Annotated in this window: 13 protein-coding genes; 6 read left to right on the top strand and 7 right to left on the bottom strand. The window is 70.9% G+C overall.

The window, feature by feature from the left end:
• From KBX34_RS31860 to KBX34_RS31850, 3 genes are all read left to right on the top strand, one after another.
• The coding region (locus KBX34_RS31860; protein ID WP_210928753.1) for a C39 family peptidase at positions 1-311 on the top strand (311 nt) is incomplete at its 5' end.
• 245 nt (positions 312-556) lie between these two features.
• Positions 557-1,450, top strand: coding sequence for a DUF1996 domain-containing protein (locus KBX34_RS31855; protein WP_210928750.1), 894 nt, complete (start codon positions 557-559; stop codon positions 1,448-1,450).
• A gap of 73 nt (positions 1,451-1,523) precedes the next feature.
• The gene (locus KBX34_RS31850; RefSeq protein ID WP_210928747.1) at positions 1,524-2,126 is read left to right on the top strand and encodes a DUF305 domain-containing protein; all 603 of its coding nucleotides are present in this window, start codon (positions 1,524-1,526) and stop codon (positions 2,124-2,126) included.
• Positions 2,127-2,147: 21 nt separating this feature from the next.
• Here the strand turns inward: KBX34_RS31850 and KBX34_RS31845 are convergent, their stop codons facing one another.
• Positions 2,148-2,882, bottom strand: coding sequence for an alpha/beta fold hydrolase (locus KBX34_RS31845; RefSeq protein WP_210928745.1), 735 nt, complete (start codon positions 2,880-2,882; stop codon positions 2,148-2,150).
• Complete coding sequence (locus KBX34_RS31840; RefSeq protein WP_210790373.1) at positions 2,875-3,507, bottom strand: TetR/AcrR family transcriptional regulator; 633 nt, start codon at positions 3,505-3,507, stop codon at positions 2,875-2,877. The genes KBX34_RS31845 and KBX34_RS31840 overlap by 8 nt, the downstream gene beginning before the upstream one ends.
• Positions 3,508-3,645: 138 nt before the next feature.
• Here KBX34_RS31840 and KBX34_RS31835 point away from each other — a divergent pair, with 138 nt between their 5' ends.
• Positions 3,646-4,749, top strand: coding sequence for an aldo/keto reductase (locus KBX34_RS31835; protein WP_141909882.1), 1,104 nt, complete (start codon positions 3,646-3,648; stop codon positions 4,747-4,749).
• Here KBX34_RS31835 and KBX34_RS31830 read toward each other — a convergent pair.
• The 3 genes from KBX34_RS31830 to KBX34_RS31820 all read right to left on the bottom strand — a co-directional run bounded on the left by KBX34_RS31830 (position 4,704) and on the right by KBX34_RS31820 (position 8,021).
• Positions 4,704-5,693, bottom strand: a complete 990-nt coding sequence (locus tag KBX34_RS31830) for a carboxylesterase (RefSeq protein ID WP_210928743.1) — start codon at positions 5,691-5,693, stop codon at positions 4,704-4,706. The two genes, KBX34_RS31835 and KBX34_RS31830, sit on opposite strands and share 46 nt — an antisense overlap.
• Before the next feature lie 76 nt (positions 5,694-5,769).
• Positions 5,770-6,666 (bottom strand): acetyltransferase, encoded by an 897-nt coding sequence (locus tag KBX34_RS31825; protein WP_210928741.1) that lies wholly within the window; start codon positions 6,664-6,666, stop codon positions 5,770-5,772.
• Positions 6,667-6,824: 158 nt separating this feature from the next.
• Positions 6,825-8,021 carry a low temperature requirement protein A gene (locus KBX34_RS31820; RefSeq protein ID WP_210928739.1) on the bottom strand — a complete coding sequence of 399 codons (1,197 nt, stop codon included), beginning with the start codon at positions 8,019-8,021 and terminating at the stop codon, positions 6,825-6,827.
• A 305-nt stretch (positions 8,022-8,326) separates the two neighbouring features.
• Between KBX34_RS31820 and KBX34_RS31815 the strand changes: the two genes are divergently transcribed.
• A complete protein-coding gene (locus tag KBX34_RS31815) occupies positions 8,327-9,439 on the top strand; it encodes a glycoside hydrolase family protein (protein WP_247672469.1) in 1,113 nt (370 codons plus the stop codon).
• A gap of 1 nt (position 9,440) precedes the next feature.
• Here KBX34_RS31815 and KBX34_RS31810 read toward each other — a convergent pair whose 3' ends face one another.
• Positions 9,441-10,334, bottom strand: coding sequence for an NAD(P)-dependent oxidoreductase (locus KBX34_RS31810; protein WP_210928735.1), 894 nt, complete (start codon positions 10,332-10,334; stop codon positions 9,441-9,443).
• A gap of 278 nt (positions 10,335-10,612) precedes the next feature.
• A complete protein-coding gene (locus KBX34_RS31805; protein ID WP_210790387.1) occupies positions 10,613-10,774 on the bottom strand; it encodes a hypothetical protein in 162 nt (53 codons plus the stop codon).
• Here KBX34_RS31805 and KBX34_RS31800 point away from each other — a divergent pair.
• Positions 10,764-12,849: hypothetical protein (locus KBX34_RS31800; RefSeq protein ID WP_210928733.1), on the top strand; the 2,086-nt coding region annotated here is incomplete at its 3' end. The two genes, KBX34_RS31805 and KBX34_RS31800, sit on opposite strands and share 11 nt — an antisense overlap.

The raw sequence follows: 12,849 nt of genomic DNA, 5'->3' as shown, positions 1-12,849 counted from the left end.
ACGCCTACCGGTCCGTGGAGATCAGCACCCCGGACGCTGACGCGAAGCAGACCGACAAGCTGCGCGCCGACATCGTCAAGACTGTTGACGACGGCCGGGCCGTGGTCGCCAACATCGCCGGCACCACAACTGACACCGACGGTGCTATCCACTCCTTCGAGGGCGGGCACTACATCAGCGTCGTCGGCTACCGCGACGGCGGCGAGACGGTGAAGATCGCCGACTCTGCCAACCCGAACACCGCCTCCTACTGGATCAGCGTCGAGCACCTCGCCGACTGGATCGCCACCCGCGGCTACGCCACCAGCTGACCGCGACCGACACACCACGAAGGGCCGGACCCCACCACGGGGCCCGGCCCTTCGTCGTCTTTCATTTCCGCCAATTGCGGAACGTATTGACAAGTTTCGACATCAGGGTGAGGCTTGACCTGCTGAGAGCGCTCTCTCGCACCGGCCTCAAACCGGCCACCACCAGTCTGGCCAGGGCAATCTCCGATGTCTTCGGCGGCGGCGCCGGAGCTGTCCCTGGCCCGTCCCCCGACAGGAGTCACACGATGGACAGGGCCGCACCCCTCTCCGGCACCCACCGCCGGCTGCGCCTCGCCACGGCGATCGGCGCACTGCTGGTGCTACTCGGCACGTACGTCGCCTCCACCACCGAGCGGGCCGACGCCGCCCCGGTCGCCAACGCCATCCGGGTTGCCGAGTTCCCCGCCGACTGCACCTACAGCCATCGGCTGCCGGACGACCCGATCATCTTCCCCGGGCTGCCCGGGGCCTCGCACATGCACAGCTTCTTCGGCGCCACGGTGACGAACGCCAACACCACCCTCCCTGACCTGGTCAACTCCCCCAGCACCTGCAACCCGCGGGTGGACGTCTCGTCCTACTGGGTGCCGACCCTGTACCGCGACAACGTGCCGGTGGAGCCGGCGATCGCCACGTTCTACTACCTGGGCGAGGGCGTACGCTCCGACGTCGTCGCGAACACCCAGCCGTTCCCGCTCGGGCTGCGACTCGTCGCCGGCAACGCGAAGGCCACCGGCTCGAACGACAGCACCGCCCGGTGGTCGTGCCTGCACGCCGGGCACGTGCCTCCGTCGAAGGACTTCGTCAACTGCCCGTCCGGCACGATGCTCGAGTCGTACCTGGACTTCCCGCAGTGCTGGAACGGCCGCGACCTGGACTCGCCGGACCACAAGAGCCACCTGGCGTACCCGGTGAACCAGGCCTGCCCGAGCACCCACCCGGTGCACGTGCCGAAGTTGCGGCAGGTGCTGCGATACCCGGTCACCGGCGACCCGTCGCGGATCCGGCTCGCCTCCGGGCCGGGCTACACCATGCACGGTGACTTCTTCAACGCCTGGCCGGTCGCGGAGATGGCCCGTCGGGTCCAGGACTGCATTCGTCCCGTCATCAAGTGCGGTCACGACGGCCGACCGATCTGAGCCGACAGGCTCCCACCACGGAGGCGGGTCCGGTCACGCCGGGCCCGCCGTCCGGGGGGCGAGAGGAGGCCGGATGCGAGCCCTCGTGAGCGCGTCCATGTCCCTGTTCCTCGCGGCGCTGCTCGTCACGGCCTGCGCCACCGGATCACCGACCACGACCGCACCGTCGACCGCCGCACCCTCGATTGCCGGACTGGCCGGCTCGGTCTCGCCCAGCGGCTCGGCCAGCCTGTTCAGCCCCACCGACATCGCGTGGCTTCAGCTGACGGTGGCGATGAACGAACGCCTTCTGCCGGTGCTGGACATGGTGCCGGGTCGCACCACCGACCCCGCGTGGCAGACCTTCGCCGCCCGGCTCGGCACGGCGCACCGCGCCGGCCTCAGCACCGCCCGACGGCTGCTCGCCGAATCCGGTGCCCCGGCGACCAACCCGCACGAGGGCCACGACATGCCGGGCATGGTCACCGAGCAGGAGTTGACGACGTTGCGGTCGGTCACCGGTGTCGCGTTCCAACGATTGGCAGGCCAGCACGTACGAGCGCACCTGCAACAGGCAGTGCGGGTCGCCACCGCGGAGCAGCGGAACGGCGTGCACCCGGCGACGACCGCGTTGGCCGCGGAGGTGGTCCGGGCCGGCGACGCCGAGCTCACCCGACTCGACCGGTTGACCCCGTAGACCGCCACGCCGATCGTCCTCTCAGCTGGTCGCCAGCAGCCGGGCGATCGTTGCCGGCTCCGCCAGGTGCGGGAAGTGGCTACCGGGCAGCACGGTCACCACGACCTCCGGCAGGGTCTCCGTCAGCCAGGTCAGATAACGGGGTGGCGGCTCGGACGAGGTCACCCAGCGGTAGGGAATCCCGCGCTCACCGATGGACCGCAGATCACTGTGGCGCTCGGCGGCGATGTCCTCGTCGGAGCCGCGCAGGATCTCACCCCAGTAGCCCAGCAGCAGGTCCGGCCGGGGATCGGTCGCGGTGGTCACGATCTCGCGGGCCTCGGCCGGCAACGACTCGATGCCCATCCCGGCCAGCATGCCGTCCCACACCCGCCGCCAGTCCGGGCCGCGCAGTGTCGACTCCGCCTGGCGTACGGCCACACCGAAGGGGCCGGGCAGCAGGATCTGGTCCAGATTCACCACGCCGCGCACCGGATAGCGGGCCGCGTACGTCGTGGCGACCACCGCGCCGACCGAATGTCCCACCACGATCGGCTGCGCGAGACCGGCGTCGGTCACCTGGTCGTGCAGGACCTCGGCAACCTCCGCCATCCGGTAGGACTGCCGACGTGGTGCGTCGCCGTGACCGGGCAGGTCGAGGGTGAGGACCTGCCGGTCGGGGTCGATTGCCGCAAGCTCGCGCCGGACCGGGTCCCACTGTCGCCGGTCGTAGGTGAGGCCGTGCAGCAGCACCAGCGGTGGTCGGTCGTCATTCATTGTCGCGCCTTTCCTGCTCTCCGCTCGTCCGGGCGCTGGCCCGAAGCGAGTCGATGGTGAGGTCGAGAGCCGCCTCGAGGTGATCGATCTTCCCGGTGGAGAGCAGTAGCAGGACGCCGCCCTGAATGCCGGCCAGCAGCGCCGCGGAGGCACGGTCGGCGTCCACGTCCGGGCCGATGTCCCCGGTCGACTGCATGTGGCGGATGCCCTCGGTGATGGCCGCCTGCCAGCGCCACATGAGCCCGGTCACGATCGCCTGCGCGCCCGGCGCGCGTCGGCCGGTCTGACCGAGCAGCCCGTTGAGCGGGCACTTCACGCCCTGCGCGAGGTAGCGCTCGATGAGCCGGTCGCGCCACGCCAGCCAGGCTGGCCAGGACGTCAGGTTGCTGAGCATCGGTTCCTGGTCGATGAGCACCTGATCGGCCTCGTGCTGGGCGACCGCGAGCAGCAGGTCTTCCTTGCCGCCGGGGAAGTAGTGGAAGAGCTGCCCCTTGCTGGTGCTGGTGTGGGCCATCACGTCTTCGAGGCGTACCTCGTCGACGCCGCGCTCGCGGATCTCGGCGGCCGCGCCTGCGACGATCCGCGCCCGGGTGGCCTCGCCCTTGCGGGTCAACGCCCGTGTCATGAGACCCCCGTCACCGATCTGCGTCCGTACCTGCCGGTCCAACGCTAGCGCGGACTTTGGACTTGCAGGTCCATTTTTGCCGAGCAAAGGTCTGGGACGGCCCGCTCGGGGCCGACGCGCGATCGAGAGGACGCAACGATGAACCACTACTACCTGCTCGGGCGGTCCGGGCTGCGGGTGAGCCGGCTGGCGCTGGGCACCATGAACTTCGGCGTCGACGGGTTCCATGCCGCCTACGGCAAGACCGAGGAGGAGGCGGAGCCGATCTTCCGTCAGTATCTGGAGTCGGGGGGCAACTTCATCGACACGGCGGACTTCTACACCGCCGGGGAGAGCGAGAAGATCCTCGGCCGCCTGATCGACCGGGCCGGCGTCCGCGAACGGCTCGTGCTGACAAGCAAGGCCACCAACACCGTCGACCCGACCGACCCGAATGCCAGCGGCAACGGTCGCAAGCACATCACGCGGGCGGTGGAGGCCTCGCTGCGCCGACTCGGCACGGACTACATCGACCTGTACCTGCTGCACACCTGGGACCGGATCACCCCGGTCGAGGAGGTCGTGCACACCTTCGACGACCTGGTGCGGGCCGGCAAGATCCGGTACGCCGGGCTCTCCGACGTACCGGCCTGGTACGCGGCCCGGGCGCAGAGCTACGCCGAGGCACACGGGCTGGCCCCAATGATCAACGTGCAGCTGCCGTACTCCCTGGTCACCCGGCACATCGAGGCGGAGTTCGTGACGATGGCCCAGACCCTGGGAATGGGTGTCACCGCGTGGAGCCCGATCGGTGGCGGCCTGCTCAGCGGCAAGTACCGCCGGACCAGCGAGGGTATGAGCGGCACCGGTCGGTTGACCAACCCCGACGCCGCGGGTCGGGAGATCAGCCCCGGCGACTGGCAGGTGATCGAGGCACTGGAGAGCGTGGCCGCCGATCTCGGGCGCAGCATGGCGCAGGTGGCGATCAACTGGGTGGCCACCCAACCCGCCGTCGCCTCGGTGGTCGTCGGGGCGAGCAGCCCCGAGCAGCTCGCCAGCAACTTCGGCGCGCTCGACTTCGAGATCCCGGCGGACGCCCGTCGGCGACTCGACGAGGCGAGCGCCCCGAACCTCGGGCTGGTCTACAGCATGTTCACCCCGCAGTACCAGTCCTGGGTGGTGAGCCCCGGCCTCGGCATCGGCGACAAGCCGGCCGGTTACGCCCCGCCGGTGTTCAACGGCGCCACCCCGCCCACCCGGTAGGGGAACGGTCCGGGGAGCGACTCCCCCTCGTAGAGCGCGATGTACAGCCGGCGCAGCTCGGGCCCGTCGGCGCCGAGCGCGGTGAGGTTGAGGGTGTTGTGGCCGACGCCCAACGCCTCCGGCAGGGTGCAGACCTGGAGCGGAATCGCGTTCGCGTCGGCGATGAGGCGCGGCACGCGCTCCGCCGCACCGAGGTCGACCACGCCGTCGAGGGGGCTGATCGCGACGGCCGCGGTCCGCAGACCGGTCCGTCGTGGCGGCTTCGGCAGAGCACGCGCGATGCTCAGGTACTGGGTGACGGCGGCGAGGGAGTAACCGCGCGACGTGACACGGTCCGGGAGGATGCGGCCCCCGTACAACATGATGAGCGGTCGGACCGCGAAGGCCGGCGCCTGCCGACGGTCCGGGCCGAAGAACGGCGACAGCAACAGCAGACGCCGTACGACGGTGCCCGGCACCTGGGCCAGCCAGGCGGCCAGGACGGCACCGCCGGAGATCCCCACGACGCCCACCTCGTCTCCCAGGCCCTCGGCGACGGCCAACGCCCGCGCGGCGTACGTCGTCAGCTCGTCGGCCTGGACCCGGTGGTGGGCCCGCGGGTCGACGGTGCCGTGCTGCGGAGCGCGCGGAACCCAGACGTTGTAGCCGCGGTCGAAGAACTCCTCGGCCAGTTCGTCGTACTGGTCGGGCGCGAGGGTGTATCCGTGCAGCAGCAACACGGCCCTGCCGGTGCGGGAGCCGTGGCTCAGGAGACGGCTGTGCGACTCCGGCCGGACCTCCGGGTCAGCCGCCTCGGCGGCGATGACGGCCTCGGCGGCACGGACGGCGGTGTCGAAGTCGAGCGGCCGCGCCGGTGCGACCGAGGGCTCACGGCGCAGCGACCGCCACAGGCAGAGCGCGGCGACGGCCGCCACGACCAGCGCCAGTACGCCGACGATGAGCATGGCCCGATGCTGACAGGGCTAGCGGTCGGCGCCGGTGCGGGGGTGCGCCCCGGTGACAGGGCGCACCCCCGATCCGCTATTCCTGCTGGTCCGCCGGCGCGAAGACGACCCTGGTGCGCAACTGCCGGAACCCGGTCCGTTCCAGCTCGGCCAGCACCGCCACCCGCCGCGCGTCCACGTCGGCGATGACCTCCCGGGCGCCACCGTCGGCCAGCAGCCGGACCCCCTCGACCAACAGTTCTGGCCGGGCCGCCTCGTCGAGCAGACCGAGGTAGACGAGAAGTGGGTAGCAGGCGTCCCCGGCGGTGCCGACCAGACCCACCGGCTCTCCGGCGTCCAGCGCGACGCGCCATCCCTCCACTCCGTCCCCCAGCCAGCCCAGAGGGTCGGTGGCGAGGTCGACGCCGCTGACCACCCGTGCGGTCTCGACGCCGGTCAGCACGTCCGGCTCGTCGATCCTGGCGACCAGGGCGTTGGCCTCCGTCGCGTCGACCGGCGGACGGAAGTCGTACCGTCCGGAGGACGCCGGAAGGGGTGTGCCCGTCCAGGAGCACCGGAGCCGCTCCCCCCGCTCGACCAGGCCGGCGAGCCGGGCCGCGGCCATCGGCGCCTCCACCACGGCCCGCACCTCGGGGCGGCGCCGCCAGTGTGCCGGCAGCGCGGCGTAGTACAGGCCGGGGCCACCCAGCGCCTGGTGGGCGGCGTGCAGCAGTTCGGCGCCGACCTCGGGTTCGGCGTCCAGATCGAACCGGTCCAGCCAGGGCGCGCCGACGGCGCCCGGTGGGAGGAGCCAGGCGGCCCGACCGACCACCCGGCCGTCGCGCAGGGCGACCCAGGTGGTCTCGGGCCGATAGCCGCCACCGGCGACCCCGTCGGCGTAGCCGACCTGGCGCAGTTGGGGCAGCGGATCAGGCATGGAGTCGAACAGGTTTTCCTCGCCCGCGACGAGCGGACGGATGACCAGATCAGTCATGGCGTGGTCCTCCGGGAAGCGAGCGCCCCGGATCAGATCCGTGCGGACGCCGGAGCGCGGAGGGGGCGCAGAACATCGGACATTGTTCTGACCTCCCCTCGGCTCGACGGCGTGCCGGAAGAACATACGCCGATCGGTCGCCGGCCCGCAACGGGTTGTCACAGAGTCGGGTTGGTTTCCGACCCTCGCTTGTGGGCCCGCTGGTCGAAGACGGCGATGCCGGCCAGGATCACCGCTGCGAGGGCCGCCACGGCGACCGGCGGGAGAAACACCATCGGTACCGCCGCCAAGGCCAGCGTCACCGCACCGACGTACAGCACCCGACACCGCGGCGTGGTTCTGCTCGCCCGCTCCAGGGAGCTGCGCCCGATCAGGAACAGCACCGGGCCGCCGAAGATGATGACCACCAGAGCCCAGTCGATCGGCGGGTGCGGGTCCTCGATGACCTGCCCGAAGCCGACGGCGGTGCAGATGATGCCACCGACGATCAACAACAGGCTGTAGCTCGCCCACGGCGACAGCTGGACCCCCTCACCGCTCGGGGTCGAGGCATGGCCGGACCTGACGTGGTAGAAGTAGATCCGCCAGAACGAGACCACCGCCACGAACGAGGCGACGAGGACGATGGTCCCATCGGTCGAGAAGCCCGGAAAGCTGACCGCGGCGCCGGCTTCGAGCACCACCTCGGCGAGAGCGATCATGAAGAACTGGTTGTACCGCTCGGCGAGATGCGCCTCCGAGACGGTGACCCCCATGCTGTTGAGCTGTCTCCCGCCGATGCGGGGAAGGGGGTAGGTGGTGGCGGCGCCGATCATCTCGATGGCTAGCGCGATGGTCCAGAAGATGCCTCGACCGAGACCGCCGCTGATGCCGCCACTGATCCAGAGCACGCTGGTGACCAGGTGCCAGGTCAGCACCCGGAGCGCGAACGCGTGCACCGGGTGGCCCCGCAGGGCGAACGACAGGAACAGCGGTCGGCCGACCTGGATGACGACGTAGGTGCAGGCGAAGACGACGCCGCGCTGGCCGAAGGCCTGCGGCAACGTGACGGCCAGCACCAGCGTGCCGAACATCGTGGCCAGCAGGACGACTTGGAGATCGGGGCGTCGAGGGTCGTAGGTGCTCGCCAGCAGGGCGTTGAGCGACCAGATCATCCACATCGCCGTGAAGAACAGCACCGTCTGGCCCGCCTCGGACAGCAGCGTGTGCCGGACGATGGTCAGGTCGTCCGCGACCCGCCCGGCGAGGCGGGCCAGCGCGAAGACGTACACGATGTCGAACAGCAGTTCCAGGACGGTCGCCGAGTTCGGGCTCCTGCTGTCCCCGAGCCCACGGGACCCGATGCGCGTCAACACGGACGGCGGGACAGCTCAGCCGGCCAGGGCCGCCGACACGGGCGGGCCGAGGTGATGGCGGTGCTCGGCGATCCGACCCTTTGCCATCGCCCCCGAGCCCCCTAACCGACCGCGTGATCCAGTTACGCGTACTTTATCCATCTTTCTGGGATTCTGCGGTGGATGGCGGATCTGGCCGGCCGCTCACCCGGGCAGAAACTGTTATCCCGGTACGGGCGTCCAGTCTCCTGAGGGGAAGGTGGTCGCAAGATCCGCCGCCACCACGGCATCGGACAGCGATGCGACCACACGGAGGAGTCGAGACGATGCGCGCAACAGGTCAGGGTGCAACGGACGCCGCGAAGGGGAATCGGGGCGTCCACGCGGACCCCCGACGCGGGCTGTCCGGCCGCCTCCCGACCGGCGCGAGGCGTCTGCTGTGGCCGCTCGCCGTGGCCGCCGTGGTCGGTCTTCTGGTGACCGGGGTGATCGTCGTGATCCAACCCACCGGGCCGACGCCCGCTCCCGCAGCGGCCCCGCAGTCCGTCGACGAGCCGCTGGGCGCCAACCCGGCGTCCAGCTCCGCCACCGCGACCACGCCGGTCGCCACGCCGAGCCCGACGGGAGCGACCCCGTCCCCGACCCTGACGCCGACGGCGAAGCCGACGACCGGGCGTACGGTCGCCCCGGCGGCACCCGTGGTGACCTCGAAGCGCAAGGGTGTCGGGGTGTGGACCTTCGATGGCGTCAACCAGGCGCTGGCCAGCTCCGGGGCGAGTTGGTACTACACCTGGGACGTGGCCCACCCGGGCGTCACCAGCCCGAAGGGCGCCGAGTTCGTCCCGATGATCTGGGGGGCGAAGAGCGTCACCGCCACCAACCTGCAACAGGCCAGAAAGAACGGCAGCCACCTGCTCGGGTTCAACGAGCCGGACCTGAAGGGTCAGGCGGAGATGACCGTGGAGCAGGCGTTGGAGCTGTGGCCGCAACTGGAGGCGACCGGCCTTCCGCTGGGCAGCCCCGCCGTGGCCTGGGGCGGTGACCGGCCGGGCGAATGGCTCGACCGCTTCATGGCCGGCGCGAAGCAGCGCGGGTACCGCGTCGACTTCATCGCCCTGCACTGGTACGGCGGCGACTTCACCACCGCCAACGCCGTCAACCAGCTCAGGTCGTATCTCCAGGCGGTGCACGACCGCTACAACCTGCCCGTCTGGCTCACCGAGTTCGCCCTGATCGACTTCTCCAACGGCGTTCGCTTCCCGACCCAGGCACAGCAGGCCGCGTTCCTCACCGCGGCGACCCGGATGCTGGGCGGCCTGTCCTGGCTTCAGCGGTACGCGTGGTTCGGCCTGCCGGCAACGGACAAGGATCAGACCGGGCTCTTCCGCACCGGCAGCGAGGCGACCGCCGTGGGCCGCGCCTACCAGGCGGCTCGCTGACCTAGAGCTGATCCACGTGGTCTCGCCATGAGTGCTGCGGCTCGTAGCCCAGCACCCGGCGGGCCTTGTCGATGCTGAGCAGGGTCTCGTGCTCGCCCAGCTCCTTGCGGATCTCGACGCCCGGGTAGACCTCGGCCATCAGACTGGCGCTGGACCTGGTCATGACGGTGTCGGCGTTGGCGATGATGAACACGTCGGCGCCGGGCTGGTCGTGGGCGAGGGCCCGCTCGACCGCCTGGGCTCCGTCCCGGGCGTCGATGTAGCCCCACAGGTTCCACCGGCGCAGCAGCGGGTCGGCGTCGAAGGAGGGGAACGGGGCGTAGTCCTCGACGTCCATCACGTTGGAGAAGCGCAGACCCACCATGACCAGCGCCGGGTCCCAGCGGCAGAAGTGCCGCGCCATCTCCTCCTCCAGGGCCTTGTTCAACGAGTACGTCGACTCGGGGCGCGGCGCGTACTCCTCGTCGACCGGCGCGTACGGCGGTGGGGTGTCGAACGGCAGCCCGAGGACCGTCTCGCTGGACGCCCAGACGACCCGCCTGATCCCGGCCGCCCTGGCCGCGGCGAAGACGTTGTACGTGGCCGCGGAGTTGTTGGCGAACGTGGTCGCGTTCGGCATCAGCCCGGGGGCCGGGACCGCCGCCAGGTGCACGACCGCGTCGATACCGCCGGCATGCTCGTCGGCGCCTCCGGTGAACGCCTCCACCACCTGCCCGTAGTCGGTCAGATCGACCTGGAGGAATTCGCCGGTCACGTCGCGGGGGTCGCGGCCTCCGGCGCGGTCCACCGCCAGCACGTCGACGCCCACGGAGCGCAGGTGGGCGACGACGGCACGGCCGAGCTTGCCGGTGGCCCCGGTGACGACGACGCGCGTGGGCAGTGCGGGATCGGTCATGACCACATCTTCTCCGGCGTGGAGCGGCAACCCGCACGCGGGTGGAGCACACCGGCTGTCAGCTGCCTTACATCGGGGACTGTCGATCTTAATCCATTGGTAGCTTAGCGAAGTTCGTCGATGCGGGGATCGAGACCGAACTGCTCAAAGCGCCTGCGTGCCGTGCGGCTACCGGTCGCGGTGACGTCCAGCGGCACCATGTCCACCCCGTCGGCGATCCGTCCACCGGAGCAACGCAGACCACGGGGAGGGCACATGCACCACCGCACGCCACCGCGTCATCGTACGAGAGCCTGGCTATCCAGCACCGCCGCGGCACTGATCATCGTCGCCGGCGCCGGAACACCAGCCACCGCAGCACCGGCGGCGCCGACCCCGGGGAAGATCGGGGCGCAGTGCGCACCGACCCACTCGGAGTGGCTGCGCTGCGTGACGGTCACCGCAGCACTCGACCGGGCACCGACCACCGGGCAGACCGCCCGGCTCACCGTCACCGTCGATGCCCGGGTGGCGATCGACGACCTGCGGGTACTGGTCACGCTTCCGTCGGCTCTGCGCCCGGCCGCGACCCCGGCCGGCTTCACCGCGGCCCGGGCCCTGTCGCGGGTGCCGTCCGACGCCGGCGAGGTCACCACACTGAGCACGACCGTCGACGCGGCACCCAGCCGTGTCCTGCGCTACCAGACCGACCTGATCGCCACGGCCACCGGCCCCACGGTGTTGCGGGTGCAGGCGACGTCCGCCGGCGGGCCCGTTCTCGGCAGCGACGAGGTCCACGTGCCGGTCACGATCGGCGCCACGGACCGCGAGTCCCGACTGGGCAAGGCCGAGGGTGACGCGGAGGCCGCACAGACTCCGGCCGGCACGCCGGTCGTCCGGGCCAACCCGTCGGTGCCCTACCGTCCCGCTAGCACCGCCGGACTGCCGGCGCCGCACAGCGACGACATCCGGTCGCCCGGTGCGGCGCCCGCCCAGGTCACCTGCGTCACGGGCAGCTTCGACTACAGCGACAACAACGGCGCCTGGCACCCGTCGAAGAACCTGCAGTACCAGGTGTGGGACGACGACTCGTTCGGCGACGACCTGCTCGCGGCCGGGCTCACCGACGGCGCCGGTGCCTATCGCGCCTGCTTCGGCAACGACGACGGCATCGGCGGTGGTGGTCAGGACGTGTACGTCCGCGCGGTCACCGAGGGCACGCAGTACAAGGTGGAGGACTCGGACGACGACGCGTACGCGTTCCGCAGCACCACCCGCGACAACCTGGGCAACGGCCGCACGTACGACTACGGACAACTGCACACCGCGGACACGACGCAGATGCCGGCGTTCCACGCGTATGACACCGCCGACGACGCGCTGGCCTGGACGCCGGGCGACTGCTGGGACATGCGCGACGAGAGCTGCCAGAACATTGACATCGAGTGGGAGCCGGGCTCGACCGAGGGCACCTACTACGACCCCGGCGACGACGAGGTACGGCTGCTCGCCGCCGACCCGGGCAATCCGTGGGTGGTGATCCACGAGCTCGGCCACGGTGTCATGGACGACGTCTACGAGGACAACTACCCGCAGATCGGCTCGGAGTGCAGCCCGCACTACGTCACCCGCCGGTCTGGCCCGGCCTGTGCCTGGTCCGAGGGCTTCGCCGACTGGTTCGGCGCCGCCGTGCTGAACAACCCCGACCTGCCCGGCCTCGGCAACATCGACACCGCGACCTGGGGCACCCCTGACTGGGACGACGGCGACCAGGTCGAGGGCCGCGTCGCTGGCGCGATCTGGGACCTGCTGGACACCGGCACCGAGGGCACCGACGCCTACCGCGACACGCTGACGAACGTCTGGGACACGTTCCTGGACCACCGGGTGACCAGCTTCGCCGCCTACTGGTCGGCACGCGGCCAGGACGGCCACGAGGTCGGCGACCAGGCGCTCGGATCGCTGTTCCAGAACACGATCGACTACGGGTTCCGTCGGGGGTTGACCGACGGCGCCGAGGTGACCGCCACGACGCCGCCGAACGACCAGAACTTCCGGTACGACACGCGGCACGAGGCATGGTCGGTCGTCGCGGTCCGCCCGCCGGCAGGCGCGGACGACGACGTGACGCTCTTCGACGACCGGGCACAGACCCAGCGGCTGGAGGAGAGCCTGCTCGGCGTCGACGTGACGGACTTCGTCGCGGTCGACTCCACAGCCGGGCGGCGCCCGCTCGGCGACTACTATCCGCGGATGCACCGGGTCAGCGGCACTGGGGCGTACACCATCGAGCTGGCCGACAGCGGCCAGACACTGGTCGACACCGCGAAGCGACAGATGGGCACGGGTGACGTGGCCGCTGTCTGGAACTCGTGCCTCACCGCCGGCCAGCAGGTGACGTTCACCGTCACGCCGGGCGACCCGAGCCAGGACGCCGAACTGTTCGTGGTGTCCTCGACGGCCGGTGCGCCGGCCACGTACGTACGGGACCGGGCCAGCGCGGCGACCGCGGCCGCGACCGGGGCGGGCCAGCCGG

Origin of the sequence: Micromonospora sp. M61 (genome assembly GCF_018070245.1) — a bacterium.
In the GTDB taxonomy this organism is placed as follows: Bacteria; Actinomycetota; Actinomycetes; order Mycobacteriales; family Micromonosporaceae; genus Micromonospora; species Micromonospora zamorensis.
Note: the sequence above shows the minus strand (reverse complement) of the source record. Positions and strands in the feature narration are given on the sequence as shown.

Coding starts and splice junctions, on each gene's coding strand:
- KBX34_RS31830 (WP_210928743.1), bottom strand. CDS start 5,693: ATGCTCATCGTCGGCGTACTGGCGCTGGTCGTGGCGGCCGTCGCCGCG.
- KBX34_RS31845 (WP_210928745.1), bottom strand. CDS start 2,882: ATGAATGACGACCGACCACCGCTGGTGCTGCTGCACGGCCTCACCTAC.
- KBX34_RS31850 (WP_210928747.1), top strand. CDS start 1,524: ATGCGAGCCCTCGTGAGCGCGTCCATGTCCCTGTTCCTCGCGGCGCTG.
- KBX34_RS31815 (WP_247672469.1), top strand. CDS start 8,327: ATGCGCGCAACAGGTCAGGGTGCAACGGACGCCGCGAAGGGGAATCGG.
- KBX34_RS31840 (WP_210790373.1), bottom strand. CDS start 3,507: ATGACACGGGCGTTGACCCGCAAGGGCGAGGCCACCCGGGCGCGGATC.
- KBX34_RS31835 (WP_141909882.1), top strand. CDS start 3,646: ATGAACCACTACTACCTGCTCGGGCGGTCCGGGCTGCGGGTGAGCCGG.
- KBX34_RS31855 (WP_210928750.1), top strand. CDS start 557: ATGGACAGGGCCGCACCCCTCTCCGGCACCCACCGCCGGCTGCGCCTC.
- KBX34_RS31810 (WP_210928735.1), bottom strand. CDS start 10,334: ATGACCGATCCCGCACTGCCCACGCGCGTCGTCGTCACCGGGGCCACC.
- KBX34_RS31825 (WP_210928741.1), bottom strand. CDS start 6,666: ATGACTGATCTGGTCATCCGTCCGCTCGTCGCGGGCGAGGAAAACCTG.